Source organism: Hyphomicrobium sp. MC8b (assembly GCF_905067615.1).
In the GTDB taxonomy this organism is placed as follows: domain Bacteria; phylum Pseudomonadota; class Alphaproteobacteria; order Rhizobiales; family Hyphomicrobiaceae; genus Hyphomicrobium_B.
Map to the genome: position 1 here is coordinate 2,242,072 of NZ_LR898465.1, position 13,662 is coordinate 2,255,733.

The window sequence follows — 13,662 nt, forward strand, 5'->3', positions numbered from 1 at the left end:
GCGCGTTACTCCGCAGCCAGTCGCGTTTCGGGAGCCGGTCCACGGTAAATGCAACCCTCGTTGCAGCTATCGCGATGGACTTCGACCTGAGCCAGGCCCGGGATGCGGTTGGCGAGCCGGTTCCAGATCCACATGGCAATGCGTTCCAGCGTCGGGGCTTCGAGGCCGTCGATCTCATTCAGCATGCGGTGGTCGAGCGCGTCTTCGGTGTCGGCCAAAGCCGCGGCAAGCTCATCGAAATGAAAGATGTAGCCGGTCTTTGCGCCGGGCTCGCCATCAATGACAATGCGCGCGCGGAAAGAATGGCCGTGCACGCGTGAATTTGGCGAGCCTGGCGGTGCCGACGGCAGAAAATGGGCCGCCTCGAACCGGAATTCCTTATAGATCTGCATGGCGCTCAAATAGGGGATTTTCCCCGCCTTCGCCACCCCCGGTAGCAGGCCAAATCCGCGCCAAACGGGCGCGGAACGCTCGGGCGTTAAGGGATTCCGAGCAATTTGTGGGTCTGGACGGACAGCCTCCAGGCCGGATTGGCCTTGCAATAGGCGATCGCCTCCTGGGTATTGGCGAGCTGCTCGGGGCCGTCCATCGGCTGCAGAAAGCGCTGCTCGAAGGCGAGATCGAGGTATCCGGCCGGGTCGACACCGGTCTGCGGGAAGACAAGTTTCAATTCGTGGCCGCGGCGCTGTTTCAGCTCCGAGCCCGCTTTGGGCGACACGCAGATCCAGTCGATGGTGTCGAGCACGGGCAGCGTGCCGTTGGTCTCGATGGCGATGCGAAATCCCTCGGCGTGTAGTGCGTCGACCAACTCTTGATCGACCTGCAGCATCGGTTCGCCGCCGGTCAGCACGACGAATTTGGGGGCGTTCGTTTCAGGAGCGGCAGCATCGCGGCAGGCACGGGCGAGAGCTTCGGCGGTGTCAAAGCGTCCGCCGCCGGGGCCGTCTGTGCCGACAAAATCGGTGTCGCAGAATTGGCAGGTGGCTTTGGCGCGGTCCTGCTCGCGGCCGCTCCAGAGATTGCAGCCGGCAAACCGGCAAAACACCGCAGGCGTCCCGGCGTTCGCGCCCTCGCCTTGTAGCGTATAGAAGATCTCTTTGACGGCATACATGCCGGATACCTACGGCGCCGGGGGCGCCAGTCAAGTGCGACTTATCCAAGTCTCAGAGGGGGCAATGGTGACCGAGCAGCGCACCTATCGCTATTTCGACCTGGTGATGGTCGCCTTCGTCGTCGTCCTTATATGCTCGAACTTGATCGGGCCGGCCAAGGCCGCGACCTTGACGCTTCCGGTGATCGGGCCGGTAACGTTCGGGGCGGGCGTGCTGTTCTTTCCGATCTCCTACATCTTCGGCGACGTGCTGACGGAAGTTTATGGTTACGCGCGGGCTAGGCGTGTGATCTGGGCGGGTTTCGCGGCCCTCATTTTTGCGGCAATCATGGCGGCCGTGATCGTCGCGCTGCCACCCGCACCTGGGTGGCCGAACCAGCACATCTACGAAGTCGCCTTCGGCAATACGTGGCGGATCGCCGGCGCTTCGATGATCGCGTATTTCTGCGGCGAGTTCGTCAATTCTTATGTGCTCGCGAAGATGAAGGTGCGCAGCGAAGGGCGGCACATGAGCTGGCGCTTCGTGGCGTCGACGATTGCGGGCGAGGCGGTCGATTCCTCGCTGTTCTATCCGTTAGCATTCTACAACTCCGGGATCATGCCGAACGACCTCGTGCTGACGCTGATGATCTCGCAGTTTGTCGTGAAGACGCTGGTCGAGATCGTGTTTCTGCCGATCACGGTGCGCGTGGTCGCCGCGTTGAAGGGGGCAGAGAACGAGGACTATTTCGACCGCAACACGGATTTCAATCCGTTCAAGCTGGACGCGTAAGGGAGCTTACCGTTGACTGATGAAGGCATTTCCGCGCCGGACACCCACGCCGTCATCGACGTCGAGACGATGGCGTCGATGAGCGGGCTGCAATACCTCGAAGCGATGATGCGGGGCGATGTTCCGCGTATGCCGATCGAGACGACGCTCGGGTTTCAGATGGTCGAGGCGGAAGAGGGGCGGACGGTATTCGAGTCCGAGCCGCAGGTGGCGCATTACAACGCCATCGCGACCGTGCACGCGGGCTACACGGCGACGCTGCTCGATTCCTGCATGGCGTGCGCCGTGCTTTCGACGCTGCCGAAAGGCACCGGCTTCACGACGATGGAGTTCAAGATTTCTCTGCTGCGGCCGATGACGAAGGATACGGGCCCCGTGCGCGCGGAAGGCCTCATCATGAGCCGTGGACGCCGCGCCGCGACGGCTGAGGGACGGTTGACGGACAAGCGCGGCAAGCTCATCGCGCATGCAACGACGACGTGTCTGGTTTTCAGTTTTTGATGTTTGTTATCCTCGGATTTAGATCGGAGATGACCTGTTCTAGATTTGCGCCGTCTCTTCAATATCGTCATGCCGGCGGAGGCCGGCACCCAAACAACGATCGACATTTGCGGTGCTGCAGTTTGACTGGATCCCGGCCTGCGCCGGGATGACGTTGTTCTGCCTCGATATAAGGCCGGATCACTCTAGCGCTTCGGCGATCGCCTGAAGCTCGGCTTCAGGCGAGGGGAAATCTTCGTAGGAATGCCCCGAGCCGCGATACCAGTAGCGGCTGTTGAAATCGTCGCCTTCGATCTTGTGCAGAATGGCGTGCAGCCAACGATGCATCGGATCGCGCTCGTCGCGCTGAGCGATCTGGTGGGCGCTGTCCCAATCGCCCGCGATGGCGAGATCAACGGCGCGTTTCAGGTCTGCTGAGACTGCCATTCGATCCAGCCTTTCGCGCGCAGCTCGCACGCAGGGCAGATGCCGCAGCCGTACCCCCAGTCATGACGGTTGGTGCGGTCGCCCATGTAGCAGGTGTGCGTATCCTCGATGATGATCTTGATGAGATTGTCGCCGCCGAGTTCGGACGCCATCGCCCAAGTTCCGGCTTTGTCGATGAACATCAACGGCGTTTCGATGGTCATTGGGGTTGCAAGGCCGAGCGAGATCGCCTGCGCGAGCGTCTGGATCGTTTCGTTGCGGCAGTCGGGATAACCGGAGAAATCGGTCTCGCACATGCCGCCGACGAGGGTGGTGATGCCGCGCCGGTAGGCCAGTGCCGCAGCGTAGGTGAGGAACAAGAGATTGCGCCCCGGCACGAACGTCGTCGGCAGGCCGGTCGCCGCGAACGTGATCTCTGTTTCGCGTGTCAACGCCGTGTCACTGATGCTCTGTAAGGCAGGAAGATCGAGCACCGCGTCAGGCCCGAGCCGGGCGCCGACCTTTCCCAACTTCGCGAGCTTGTCGCGAACGACGTCGCGCTGGACAAGCTCGACGCTGTGGCGCTGGCCGTATTTGAACCCAATCGTTTCGACGCGGTCGTAATGCGCGAGCGCCCAGGCGAGGCAGACGGTCGAATCCTGGCCGCCTGAGAACAATACGAGCGCGGATGTTTCAGGTGTCGTCATGGGGGTACGATCAGAGGCTCTTACCGTCATACAGCGTCGGTTTCAGGGACGCCGCGTCGATACCATCAAGGCAGCGGACGTTGACGGCGACCATCGTCGCGCCGCTCGGTGTGGTGCCGTAGGAATAGGAGCCGATGCCGCATTCCGGGCAGAAGGTGTGGTGGATCACCTTCTTATTGAACTGGTACTCGGTCTGCGCGTCTTTGTCCGATAAAAGGGAAAAAGCGCTCTCCGGCACGAAGCCCATGATGGCGCCGCGCTTCTGGCAGAAGGAGCAATTGCAGATTTTCAGGCCTTCGAGGGCCAGCTCCGCCTCAAAACGGACGCGGCCGCAGTGGCAACCTCCGGTCCACTTCTTCGTTTCCGACATTGGTATACCTTGGTTCTCGGGTAAATGTCCTTTCGGGTAGGCGTTCGACTGCCCGCAGGGACTTTGCCTTATTAGCGATTGCGGCTAAAACCCGCCCGAACCTGTCACACCCGTCGTCTCTCGACAAGCCAACCAGAAAATATCGGAAACGCTCATGACCGCCATCGTTGACATCATTGCCCGCGAAATTCTCGACAGCCGTGGCAATCCGACAGTCGAAGTGGATGTGGTGCTGGAAGACGGCTCGGAGGGACGCGCGGCGGTGCCATCGGGCGCTTCGACCGGCGCGCACGAAGCCATCGAACTGCGCGACGGGGACAAGGCGCGCTATCAGGGCAAGGGTGTGCAGAAGGCGGTCGATGCGGTCAACGGCGAGATTTTCGATGCGCTGTCGGGTATGGACGCGGAAGACCAGCGCGGTATCGACGCGGCACTGATCCAGCTCGACGGTACGGATAACAAAAGCCGTCTCGGCGCCAACGCGATCCTCGGCGTTTCGCTGGCCGTCGCCAAGGCAGCGTCGATTGCGAACAACCTGGCGCTCTATCGCTATGTCGGCGGCGTCAATGCGCACATCCTGCCGGTGCCGATGATGAACATCATCAACGGCGGCGCGCATGCCGATAACCCGATCGACATTCAGGAATTCATGATCATGCCGGTGGCGGCGGAGACCTGCGCCGATGCGATCCGGATGGGTTCGGAAATTTTTCAGACGCTGAAGAAGAACCTGCATGACGCCGGCCTCAGCACTTCGGTTGGCGATGAAGGCGGGTTCGCGCCAAACCTCAAAAGCGCCGACGAGGCGCTCGGCTACATCATGAAGGCGATCGAGAAGGCAGGATACAAGCCGGGCGACGACGTGATGCTGGCGCTCGATTGCGCCTCGACCGAATACTTCAAGAATGGCAAGTACGAGCTTGCCGGCGAGGGCAAATCGCTGGACAGCGCGGCGAACGCCAAATACCTCGAAGATCTCGTCAACCGTTTCCCGATTATCTCGATAGAAGACGGTATGGCAGAAGACGATTGGGCCGGGTGGAAGATCCTGACCGATCTTCTTGGAAATCGCGTGCAGCTCGTGGGCGACGATCTCTTCGTGACGAACACGAAACGGCTTGCGGACGGCATCGCGAAGGGGACGGCCAACTCGATCCTCGTGAAGGTCAATCAGATCGGCTCGCTCTCCGAAACGCTCGATGCGGTCAGTATGGCGCAGCGCGCCGGATATACTGCCGTCATGTCGCACCGCTCTGGCGAGACCGAAGATTCGACGATTGCGGATCTCGCGGTCGCGACGAATTGCGGTCAGATCAAGACAGGATCGCTGTCGCGCTCGGATCGTTTGGCAAAGTACAACCAGCTCATTCGCATCGAAGAAGAGCTTGGCGATGTCGCCGTTTATGCTGGACGATCAGTAATTAAACGTGCCTCAGCATAAACTTTAAGGGCCGTTTTTTTCGAGCATTACGGAACCGAGGTCGTTTTTCACCGACTTTCCGTCACTTTCGCTTGCGATCTTCTATGCTGATCTGATGTCGGAACGTTTTGCCCCTCGCGAGCGTTTCTGCCGCGAGTAAGAGGGTGGGTTAGTAATGCGACAATCGAGAGTATTGGCTCAGCAGGTGATTGCTCGCCCGCGACGGATCGAGAATTTCCGGCGTAAATCGTGGACGCCACGAACAGTTCGCAGGTCGGTGCCGGTCGAGATTTCGGAACCGACTGTTGCGAGCAACTATATTCCGGGCGAGTTCGAAGAGCCGCAATCGCCACTCTTCGTGGCGGTGAAGCGTACCATCTGCCTGACCTGGGACGTCACGATATTAACAGTGCTGTCGCCGTTCTTCGCAATCTGGTTTCTCTATCGTGGCGCGAAGCGATTGACGGATGCGAGGCCGCAAAAAGGCTGACGCCTACGTCTTCATGCAAGCCATTTGTTAAAGCCCCGCGTCGGGGCTTTTTCTTTGTTGGAACTGTCGCGCTGTCAGGTCGTTTGCCTCGCAAAGGAGAGCTGCGACATGAAACATTTAACAGCGATAGCCCTAACTCTGATCGCCGCTCCTGCTGCATCAGCGTTGGCACAGGACAGCACGCTGCCGGAAAGCATGCGCATCCAACAAAGCGTGACGCAGCAGAACGCCAGCGATCAGAACATGCCTGCCAACCGCGGAAGCTCGCAGCCGACGACGGAAGCGCCGGGCAGCGCGGCTGGACCGGTTGAACGGCATCGGCTCGATCCGGCGGCGCCCAGTCCGCAACGACTGCAGATTGAAGATGGCACCAGCGCCTCGGTGCGCAATCCTGATGCGGACGCGTTGCATCCGGGGCCGTCTGGATCGTCTTACAACACGATCATGCGCGGGGCGCCTTCCACCAGCGGCACGAGCACCGGGACGTCCGGCATCGGATCATCGCCGGGAACGGGTGCGTCAAGTGGCTCGGGTGCAAGTGGGAGCGCCGGTGGTGCGGGCGGCGGCGCAGGCGGAGCTTCGTCGGGCGGCGGCCACTAGTCCATTTGCGAAGGATAATCATGGCAACACAAGCAAAGTCAAAACCTGAGCGTACGGCGCAACAAGGCCGCGACATTCAGGATGAGGTCGATCTCCTGGATGCCAAGGAGGCCGGGCAGGAGAAAAAGCAAAAATCAAAGCCGGTCATGCAGGCGGGGGCGCGCGAATACCCTTCGCATTTTCCGGCGCAGCATCAGGAAAAGTCCGGCGATGAAGCCGCGCTTCAACTTGCGCCGATGTATGATGCGCCGGGATATCAAGGTTCGGCGAAGCTCAAGGATCGCGTCGCGTTAATCACGGGCGGTGATTCCGGCATCGGCCGGGCTGTCGCGGTGTTATTTGCGCGCGAAGGCGCCGACGTCGCGATCTGTTACCTGGAATCGCGCAACGATGCGCTCGATACGAAGGAAGCCGTCGAAAAGGAAGGACGACGCTGCCTACTGATCGAAGGCGATGTGTCGGATTCCAAATTTTGCGAAGATGCCGTCGCGCAAACGGTGAAGACGCTCGGCAAGCTCGACGTGCTCGTGAACAACGCGGCTTTCCAGGAGCACACGTCGGATATTCTCGACCTCAGCGACGAGCATTTCGATCGGACACTGAAGACAAATCTCTACGGCTATTTCTACATGGCGCGGGCTGCCGTTCCACATATGGCTTCTGGTTCTGCGATCATCATGACGGGATCGGTGACCGGCATCGAAGGCAGCAAAGAGTTGCTGGATTATTCGATGACCAAGGGCGGCATTCATGCGTTTACGCGTTCGCTGTCGTCTCAACTCATAGAGCGCGGCATTCGCGTCAATGCCATCGCGCCGGGGCCGGTGTGGACGCCGCTCAACCCTGCCGATCGTCCGGCCGAGGATGTTGCCAAGTTCGGAACGTCGGCGGCGATGGGACGCGCGGCACAACCGGAAGAGATCGCGCCCGCGTTCGTATTCATGGCAGCGCCCTGCTGCTCAAGCTACATCACGGGCGAAATACTTCCCGTCATCGGCGGTTATGGCGCTTAACGCAATCGCGCTTACTGCCGATGTTTCTTATGGCTCGGTGTTGCCGGAGTCGGCGCCGGGGCCGGCATGTTTTTGAGCACCAGATCGATATCGATCGGTTTGCAGCCGCCGGTACGCAGCATCTCGTTCACGGTATCGGCGTCGCGACGCAAATTAGCGATTTGCGCGTAACTGTCGGGATCGACGTGCGCGTTCGAGCTGAACAAGCTGAAAACGGTGTTGGTCGGTCGCGCGGCTTGCGAGGCCTGTAAGGCGCGAATTTTTATGAGCTGGTCGTTGACGAATTTTGTCGGCTCGGCGCAGGGATCGCTGTTGGCCGTGGAAAGGCTTTTCGGCTTTTTGTGTTTGGCCCAGGCGTCCGTCGGCGGATTGAGCCATCCTGACAGCACGGCAGCGATGACACCTGCAATCGCAAACCTGGCAGCCGATCTTAATCTCATCTCAATAGCATCTCGCAGCGGGATCGTTTCGCACGACAGCAATGATGCGCGAAATATGCCGTGAGTGGGACGCGCAGATAACAAACCTCCAGTTTTATGACATGCGCGCCCGCGGTGTCCGTTTGTTATGATCGATTTGATTCTGCGGTGCCACTCGAAGGGGCGTCGCGCTCCGAACGGCGACTGGCAATGTTATCGTAAAGGCTATCTTTGATGAGCATGCTCGGATGGATCCATCGGCGCGAACGCAAGCCGGATACGGAGGTAACGCCTAGTCCGGCTCCGAAACCCGTCATCAACAAGCGGCCGAAGATCGATCCTGAAGTCGCCAGAGAGTGGGCGCGCAAAAATAGCCCGTGGCGGTACGACGACGGCCCGTCACGCCGTCCGGTCGGCGGCAAATAACCCCGTTTACCTTGTCGGCCCGCACGTTGTGGCATTGCCGCGCTGGCATTTGCTCGATGTGGAACGTAGTGTCTGTCCCGGGGAGCTGGGGGCGTTCCGGTATGCTCGTGCGTGGTCTCGTCGGGCTTCTATACAACACTTTGACGTCCTGGCTGGTGGGCCGGGGAGTGTGGCGATGAGCGTTACGATTGCGATCGCCAATCCGAAAGGCGGCGTCGGCAAGACGCTGACGACGATGATGCTGGCCGATGGGCTGGCGCTATCCTACGGCGCTCGCGTGCTCGTGCTCGACATGGATCCGCAGGCCGGGGCGACAAAGGCGCTGCTCGGCATCGACGCGGAGCAGGAACTACGCGAGAGGCGGATCGGCCTCGGCGCCATGCTTCAGGCCTTTGCGCGCGGACGCGATATCCGTCTTGCTTCGCATCGGGTTGCGGCGAGCGATCTCATCGAGCTTCAGGACCGGGAAAAAGGTTTTATCGATATCGTACCGTCGAACCATGAGCTGCTGGGCGATATGGCCGACTTCGAACGTTCTGCGCACCGGAAACGGCGGCGCGACCGCCTCGATGTGCAGCTTGCTAAGGCTCTGCGAGCAGAGCTGAATAAATTCGATGACGAATACGATGCCGTTCTGGTCGATTGTCCCGCGGGGCCAGGACCGCTCGCGTTGGCGGGCATCCGGCTGGCGCATCATATCCTGGCGCCGACGAGCCTTGAGACGAATGCCTATTCGACACTGACGGACTTCCTGAAGTTCATTCTCGCGGACGATCTCGATCTTGCGGCGCAGGTCGTGGTGCATCCGCTGATTACGCAGTATCAGGCGACGAATTCTCTACAACGCGAGATGCTCCAGCACATCAAAGAAGGGCTGGCACATCTCAACGCGATCTCCCGACCGGTGCCTTATACGGCGGCTCTACAGAACGCTGCCGCGCATCCGGGGATGGGCAACCTGCGGACGGCGCGGCAGAAATACGGCAACGCATTGGCGGATGTCGTGGCGCTGACGAAGGCGGTTGTCGAGCGCGTGAGCGCAAATGGCTGATAGTCGGATACTGAGTGGATCAGCGACCATTTGGGGATGCCGGAGCCCGATGCGCGCGCTATAAGTCCGGCTATTGGAGCCAAGGTCGGATCGCCCTTCGGCTTTGGGTTTTGATAAGTGAGGGGACCAATCATGCTGATCCGTTTCCTGGGATACCTGCTGATTTCGCTAGCGGCAGTCACGACGCCGGCTCTGGCGCAGCTCAAACCCGGTGACAAGGCGCCTATGTTCAAGGCGCAGGCGTCACTCGGAGGCAAGCAATTCACGTTCTCCCTGCCCGAGGCGCTCAAGAAAGGGCCTGTCGTCGTCTATTTCTATCCGAAGGCCTTCACGTCGGGCTGCACCGAGGAGGCGCACGATTTCGCTGAGGCGATGGGGCAGTTCCATGCTCTGGGAGCTTCGGTGATCGGGATCAGCAACGACGATATCGCGACGCTCAACAAGTTTTCGACGTCGGAGTGCCGCAGCAAATTTCCGGTGGCGGCCGACAGTGGCCAGCGGATCATGACCGCTTACGACTCGGTGATGATGGGCTTCATGCCCTATGCCAGCCGCACATCCTATGTGGTGACGCCGGACGGGCGGATTTCCTACGAGTACACCGCGCTCGATCCGTCGGAGCACGTGAAGAATACGCTGGCGGCGGTCAAAGCCTGGAAGACGAAGCACCACAGCTAAACGCGATCGCACTCGGCGACGCAGAAGGTGCTTCGGGAGGGGCTGGCTGCCGGGCGGCGGTCAGCCGTAAGGGCCTTCCAGGGCGCCCAATTCTTCGAGCTTGGAACGGATCGCGACCACGAGTTCCTCGGGATGCGCGCGGCCGTTCAGCTCGATCTCGGCATTCAGCGGCGGCTCGTAAGGTGCTGAGACGCCAGTGAACTGCGGAATGAGGCCCTGTCGCGCCTTCTTATAGAGCCCCTTGGCGTCCCGCTGCTCGCAGACGGTGAGGGGCGTGTTGACGAAGACCTCAAGGAATTCGCCGTTATCGAAGATCTTTCGTGCCGTTTCCCGGTGAGAAAGGAGCGGCGAGATCAGCGACACAATGACGATCAGTCCGGCATCGACCATCAACTTGGCGACTTCGGCGATGCGGCGGACGTTTTCGGCGCGTCCCGCTTCGGTGAAGTCGAGGTCGCTGCAGAGGCCGGTACGGCAGCGGTCGCCGTCAAGCACGAACGTGTGCTGGCCGGAGGCATGCAAGGTCTGGTCGAGAAGATTGGCAATCGTCGTTTTGCCTGCGCCGGAGAGCCCGGTGAACCACAGGCAACAGGCTTTCTGCCCCTTGGCGTCGGCCCGATCGTCTTTGCAGATGGCTGTATCCTGCCAAAGCAGGTTCAAAGCGCGATCTCCGCGCAAACTTTCCATGCCGATTTTTCTCATGGCTCCCCCCGGAGGTCACGGCCCAGGTTTCTGGGCGACCGCACGCCTCCAAGATAATCGTCATTGGCCCGCTATGCCGAAAGATATAGGCTTTTTTGCACATCTATATCTTGCTCAGGAATAAGGTCGTCGAAGCGGTGCGGGGAGGCAACAAAAATCGCGCCCGGAGATACCGACGGCGACCATCTGACAGACTTTGGCGCGTCTCGCTCTACCAGCGGCGGCGTGGCGGATGCGGCGGCCGCGGGGGAGGCTGCCAATACGGCTGCGGCATGAACGCGACCTGCGGTCCCCACTGAGGGAACAGTCCGAAGTAGGGCATCGGGTACGGCGGCGCGTAGTAGATGCCGCTTTCCTCGTAAACGTAATTATAGGGGCGGGCGAGCAGGACCGGCGGCGGAATTGGCGTAACGAAAGCTTCTTCCGGCGGGGCTTCCTCGCCGCCGAAGTCTGCAGCGCACGCCAGTGCGGGCATAAAAAAGATGAAGGCGGCCGCGAGGGTCGGCAGAATTTTCATGGCTTGCAAGCGCTCGGTCCGAATGTGGCTCACTACGATCTTTGGTCGGAATGGCGCGAGCGCTGTTCGCTGCTTCAACGAAGCGCGCGGCCGTACAACTTGGAATCGCGATAGTCGTGAGCATTTTCGGGGACGGCGTGTAACGAACAGTTAAGACGGCGAAAAATCTTTTTTCCGGCTTGTGTGTGCAGGCCGCGTGCGGAAATCTTCCGCGGATTATGCGTCCGTACGCAGCCTGTCAGTCGAGCTTGCGCGATTTTGCAAGGAGCTCCATCGTCTTTGGGTCGGGCCCATTGCAAAACGTGAATAGTGCTCGCGCGTAAATGCTTTCGTGCCCAGTGACGGCGGCGAAGAGTGTCATCGAGGAATGGAATTTCAGATTGTCCGGATTGCCGAGAATCTGGAGGAGCGAATCGTATCGGTGTTCGAGGATCAGCGCCGTCATTTGTGCGAGGCGCGGACCGAGCATCGGGTGGCAGACATAGGCGAGTGCTTCTTCGTAACTGCCGATGCCATACTTCTCCGACATGGCGCTGGAGCCTAATCCGCGCATCTGCGGAAACGTGTACCACATCCAATGGGATTGCTTCTTGCCGGCCGTCAGTTCGCTGACGACGCGCTCATAGGTGTGCGCCTGAGCACTGACGAAGCGTTCGAGGTCGAATGGATCGTGAAGGTCTTGCATGTTCTCACCGCAGAAGCCGGTCGACGCCGTGCGCACAGGATTTAGCGTCGTTACGACAATCCTGAGGCGGCAGCAGCGGACGGTCCGGAAGTGTCAGATCGACAAAAGAGAAGCTGAAAGCGAACGTGAAAATAGGCGTCAGCACTGCGCTTAGAAGGCGAAGCCTGTTGTTCGCAGTTGCGAGATCATCGGCTTTTCATTGGTCATCGTCTGCTCCGGAAAATGGAATGCTGAAAAGTCATTAAAGCCCCGCTCTTATAGGTGGTGCTCCGTATCCGCACAAATATTTCCCGGCCTTCTTTCCAAAGGAAGTTTCAGGTGAAGGCTGGGGCGCTCGATGAATCTGTCGCCTGCAGATCGGTGTGAGGTTTCGCTAGAATTTTGGGGTTCTTCGTCAAGGGGCCCGAGAGCAAAGGTGCCATCGCGGAGCGCCTATTGTGGATGTCCCGTGCTTGCGTATGGTCGCGCGCGAACAAAAAGGGATACCGGTATGGCGCGCACTGATGTCTTGCAGGCTTCTTCTCCCAGAATTGCCAGAGCCATCATCTGTGCATTTTGCACCGGCCTCATCGGCATCGGGCTCGCGCGCTTCGCCTATACGCCGCTGCTGCCCGCCCTCGTCGATGCGCACTGGTTTGCGCCGGCGGATGCCGCCTATCTCGGCGCGGCCAATCTCGCGGGATATCTCGCAGGCGCTGTGCTCGGGAGGCCCATTTCCGCACGCCTTTCGGGCGTCGCGGTGTTGCGCGCCATGATGGTCCTGGCAACGGCTGCCTTTTTCGCGTGCGCGTCGCCGCAAGGCTTTCTCTGGTTTTTCGTATGGCGTTTTGCTGCGGGCTTTGCGGGCGGAGCGATGATGGTTCTCGCCGCTCCGATGGTGCTTGCGCACGTTCCGCCTGCGCGGCGCGGATTGGCGGGCGGGCTGATCTTCATGGGGATCGGTGCTGGCATTGCGGCGTCGGGAACGGTCATTCCTTTCCTGTTGCAGTTCGGCGTGCAGGCCGCATGGATCGGCCTTGGAATACTGTCGTTGGTGCTGACGGCTATTGCCTGGCGCGGCTGGCCGGACGGACCGGGTCATGTGCTGACGGCCCCGTCGGGCCACGTCCATCCGCCGCGCCTGGGTGCACTCCGCGCGCTTTATGTCGAGTATGGGCTCAATGCGGGCGGGTGGGTGCCGCACATGATTTTTCTCGTCGATTTCGTGGCGCGCGGGTTAGGGCAAGGTGTGAAAGTCGGTGCGGAGTTCTGGGTCGCCTTCGGCCTGAGCGCGACGGCCGGTCCTATTCTGGCCGGGCACATCGCGGACCGTATCGGATTTAGATCGGCGTTGCGCTTGGCGTTCAGCTTGCAGATCTTCGCAATCGGTTTGCTCGTGTTCGACGTGACCAGCACGCCCTGGCTGTTTCTGTCGAGCGTCATCATTGGTGCGTTCGTGACCGGAACCGTGCCGCTGGTTCTCGGGCGCATTCACGAGCTTCTGCCGCATCATCCGGCCGAGCAGAAGGCGGCCTGGAGTGTTGCGACCGTGGCGTTTGCACTGTGCCAGGCTGCAGCCGCTTACGGATTTTCATTCATCTTCGCACATAGCGGCGGCGATTATCACATTCTGTTTGTTATCGGCATGATTGCGATGTCACTGGCGCTCGTCATCGACGTCGGCGGGACTTTCCGGGAAAAAGCAATGCGCTAGGCTGCAAGGGCTCGCGTATCGCCCGCAAGACGTTGGCCGAAAAATACTCCCGTTCATATTCGACTACGTTTGCCTGCCAATAACTGCTTTGGGAAAACCATC

General features: G+C 60.2%; 19 protein-coding genes. 10 read left to right on the forward strand and 9 right to left on the reverse strand.

What is annotated here, in order from left to right; translation table 11 throughout:
* Nucleotides 1-5 precede the first annotated feature (5 nt).
* Nucleotides 6-392, reverse strand: coding sequence for a 6-pyruvoyl trahydropterin synthase family protein (locus ACLB1Z_RS10740; protein ID WP_409563260.1), 387 nt, complete (start codon nt 390-392; stop codon nt 6-8).
* A gap of 86 nt (nt 393-478) precedes the next feature.
* Complete coding sequence (queE, locus tag ACLB1Z_RS10745; protein ID WP_409559855.1) at nt 479-1,111, reverse strand: 7-carboxy-7-deazaguanine synthase; 633 nt, start codon at nt 1,109-1,111, stop codon at nt 479-481.
* Between the two features lie 64 nt (nt 1,112-1,175).
* Between queE and ACLB1Z_RS10750 the strand changes: the two genes are divergently transcribed.
* Nucleotides 1,176-1,883 (forward strand): queuosine precursor transporter, encoded by a 708-nt coding sequence (locus tag ACLB1Z_RS10750; RefSeq protein ID WP_409559856.1) that lies wholly within the window; start codon nt 1,176-1,178, stop codon nt 1,881-1,883.
* Between the two features lie 12 nt (nt 1,884-1,895).
* A complete protein-coding gene (locus ACLB1Z_RS10755; RefSeq protein WP_409559857.1) occupies nt 1,896-2,384 on the forward strand; it encodes a PaaI family thioesterase in 489 nt (162 codons plus the stop codon).
* Nucleotides 2,385-2,564: 180 nt separating this feature from the next.
* On the opposite strand, the gene ACLB1Z_RS10760 is transcribed toward ACLB1Z_RS10755, so the two are convergent.
* Genes ACLB1Z_RS10760 through ACLB1Z_RS10770 form a run of 3 tightly spaced genes read right to left on the reverse strand, consistent with a single transcriptional unit; the run spans nt 2,565 to nt 3,866 of the window.
* Nucleotides 2,565-2,810, reverse strand: a complete 246-nt coding sequence (locus ACLB1Z_RS10760) for a hypothetical protein (protein ID WP_409559858.1) — start codon at nt 2,808-2,810, stop codon at nt 2,565-2,567.
* A complete protein-coding gene (gene queC, locus ACLB1Z_RS10765; RefSeq protein WP_409559859.1) occupies nt 2,789-3,526 on the reverse strand; it encodes a 7-cyano-7-deazaguanine synthase QueC in 738 nt (245 codons plus the stop codon). Before queC ends, ACLB1Z_RS10760 begins: the two co-directional genes overlap by 22 nt.
* On the reverse strand, nt 3,507-3,866 hold the full coding sequence (locus tag ACLB1Z_RS10770) for a GFA family protein (RefSeq protein WP_409559860.1): 360 nt from the start codon (nt 3,864-3,866) through the stop codon (nt 3,507-3,509). Before ACLB1Z_RS10770 ends, queC begins: the two co-directional genes overlap by 20 nt.
* A 154-nt stretch (nt 3,867-4,020) precedes the next feature.
* Between ACLB1Z_RS10770 and eno the strand changes: the two genes are divergently transcribed.
* The 4 genes from eno (at nt 4,021) to ACLB1Z_RS10790 (ending at nt 7,389) form a co-directional block, all read left to right on the forward strand.
* Nucleotides 4,021-5,307: a phosphopyruvate hydratase gene (eno, locus tag ACLB1Z_RS10775; protein WP_409559861.1), complete on the forward strand. Its 1,287-nt coding sequence runs from the start codon at nt 4,021-4,023 to the stop codon at nt 5,305-5,307.
* A 154-nt stretch (nt 5,308-5,461) separates the two neighbouring features.
* Complete coding sequence (locus ACLB1Z_RS10780; RefSeq protein WP_409559862.1) at nt 5,462-5,776, forward strand: hypothetical protein; 315 nt, start codon at nt 5,462-5,464, stop codon at nt 5,774-5,776.
* A gap of 108 nt (nt 5,777-5,884) precedes the next feature.
* A complete protein-coding gene (locus tag ACLB1Z_RS10785; RefSeq protein WP_409559863.1) occupies nt 5,885-6,376 on the forward strand; it encodes a hypothetical protein in 492 nt (163 codons plus the stop codon).
* A gap of 20 nt (nt 6,377-6,396) precedes the next feature.
* Nucleotides 6,397-7,389, forward strand: coding sequence for an SDR family oxidoreductase (locus tag ACLB1Z_RS10790; RefSeq protein WP_409559864.1), 993 nt, complete (start codon nt 6,397-6,399; stop codon nt 7,387-7,389).
* 11 nt (nt 7,390-7,400) lie between these two features.
* Here the strand turns inward: ACLB1Z_RS10790 and ACLB1Z_RS10795 are convergent, their stop codons facing one another.
* Nucleotides 7,401-7,829 (reverse strand): hypothetical protein, encoded by a 429-nt coding sequence (locus ACLB1Z_RS10795; RefSeq protein WP_409559865.1) that lies wholly within the window; start codon nt 7,827-7,829, stop codon nt 7,401-7,403.
* A gap of 213 nt (nt 7,830-8,042) precedes the next feature.
* Between ACLB1Z_RS10795 and ACLB1Z_RS10800 the strand changes: the two genes are divergently transcribed.
* From ACLB1Z_RS10800 to ACLB1Z_RS10810, 3 genes are all read left to right on the forward strand, one after another.
* Nucleotides 8,043-8,234 carry a hypothetical protein gene (locus ACLB1Z_RS10800; RefSeq protein WP_409559866.1) on the forward strand — a complete coding sequence of 64 codons (192 nt, stop codon included), beginning with the start codon at nt 8,043-8,045 and terminating at the stop codon, nt 8,232-8,234.
* 175 nt (nt 8,235-8,409) lie between these two features.
* A complete protein-coding gene (locus ACLB1Z_RS10805; RefSeq protein ID WP_409559867.1) occupies nt 8,410-9,285 on the forward strand; it encodes a ParA family protein in 876 nt (291 codons plus the stop codon).
* A gap of 132 nt (nt 9,286-9,417) precedes the next feature.
* A complete protein-coding gene (locus ACLB1Z_RS10810; protein ID WP_029670964.1) occupies nt 9,418-9,963 on the forward strand; it encodes a peroxiredoxin in 546 nt (181 codons plus the stop codon).
* A gap of 60 nt (nt 9,964-10,023) precedes the next feature.
* Here the strand turns inward: ACLB1Z_RS10810 and cysC are convergent, their stop codons facing one another.
* The 3 genes from cysC to ACLB1Z_RS10825 form a co-directional block, all read right to left on the reverse strand.
* Nucleotides 10,024-10,665, reverse strand: coding sequence for an adenylyl-sulfate kinase (gene cysC, locus ACLB1Z_RS10815; protein ID WP_409559868.1), 642 nt, complete (start codon nt 10,663-10,665; stop codon nt 10,024-10,026).
* 211 nt (nt 10,666-10,876) lie between these two features.
* Nucleotides 10,877-11,215, reverse strand: a complete 339-nt coding sequence (locus tag ACLB1Z_RS10820) for a hypothetical protein (RefSeq protein ID WP_409559869.1) — start codon at nt 11,213-11,215, stop codon at nt 10,877-10,879.
* Between the two features lie 205 nt (nt 11,216-11,420).
* Complete coding sequence (locus tag ACLB1Z_RS10825; protein ID WP_409559870.1) at nt 11,421-11,867, reverse strand: DUF1810 domain-containing protein; 447 nt, start codon at nt 11,865-11,867, stop codon at nt 11,421-11,423.
* A 490-nt stretch (nt 11,868-12,357) separates the two neighbouring features.
* Between ACLB1Z_RS10825 and ACLB1Z_RS10830 the strand changes: the two genes are divergently transcribed.
* Nucleotides 12,358-13,560, forward strand: a complete 1,203-nt coding sequence (locus tag ACLB1Z_RS10830; RefSeq protein WP_409559871.1) for a YbfB/YjiJ family MFS transporter — start codon at nt 12,358-12,360, stop codon at nt 13,558-13,560.
* The last annotated feature ends 102 nt before the right edge of the window (nt 13,561-13,662 follow it).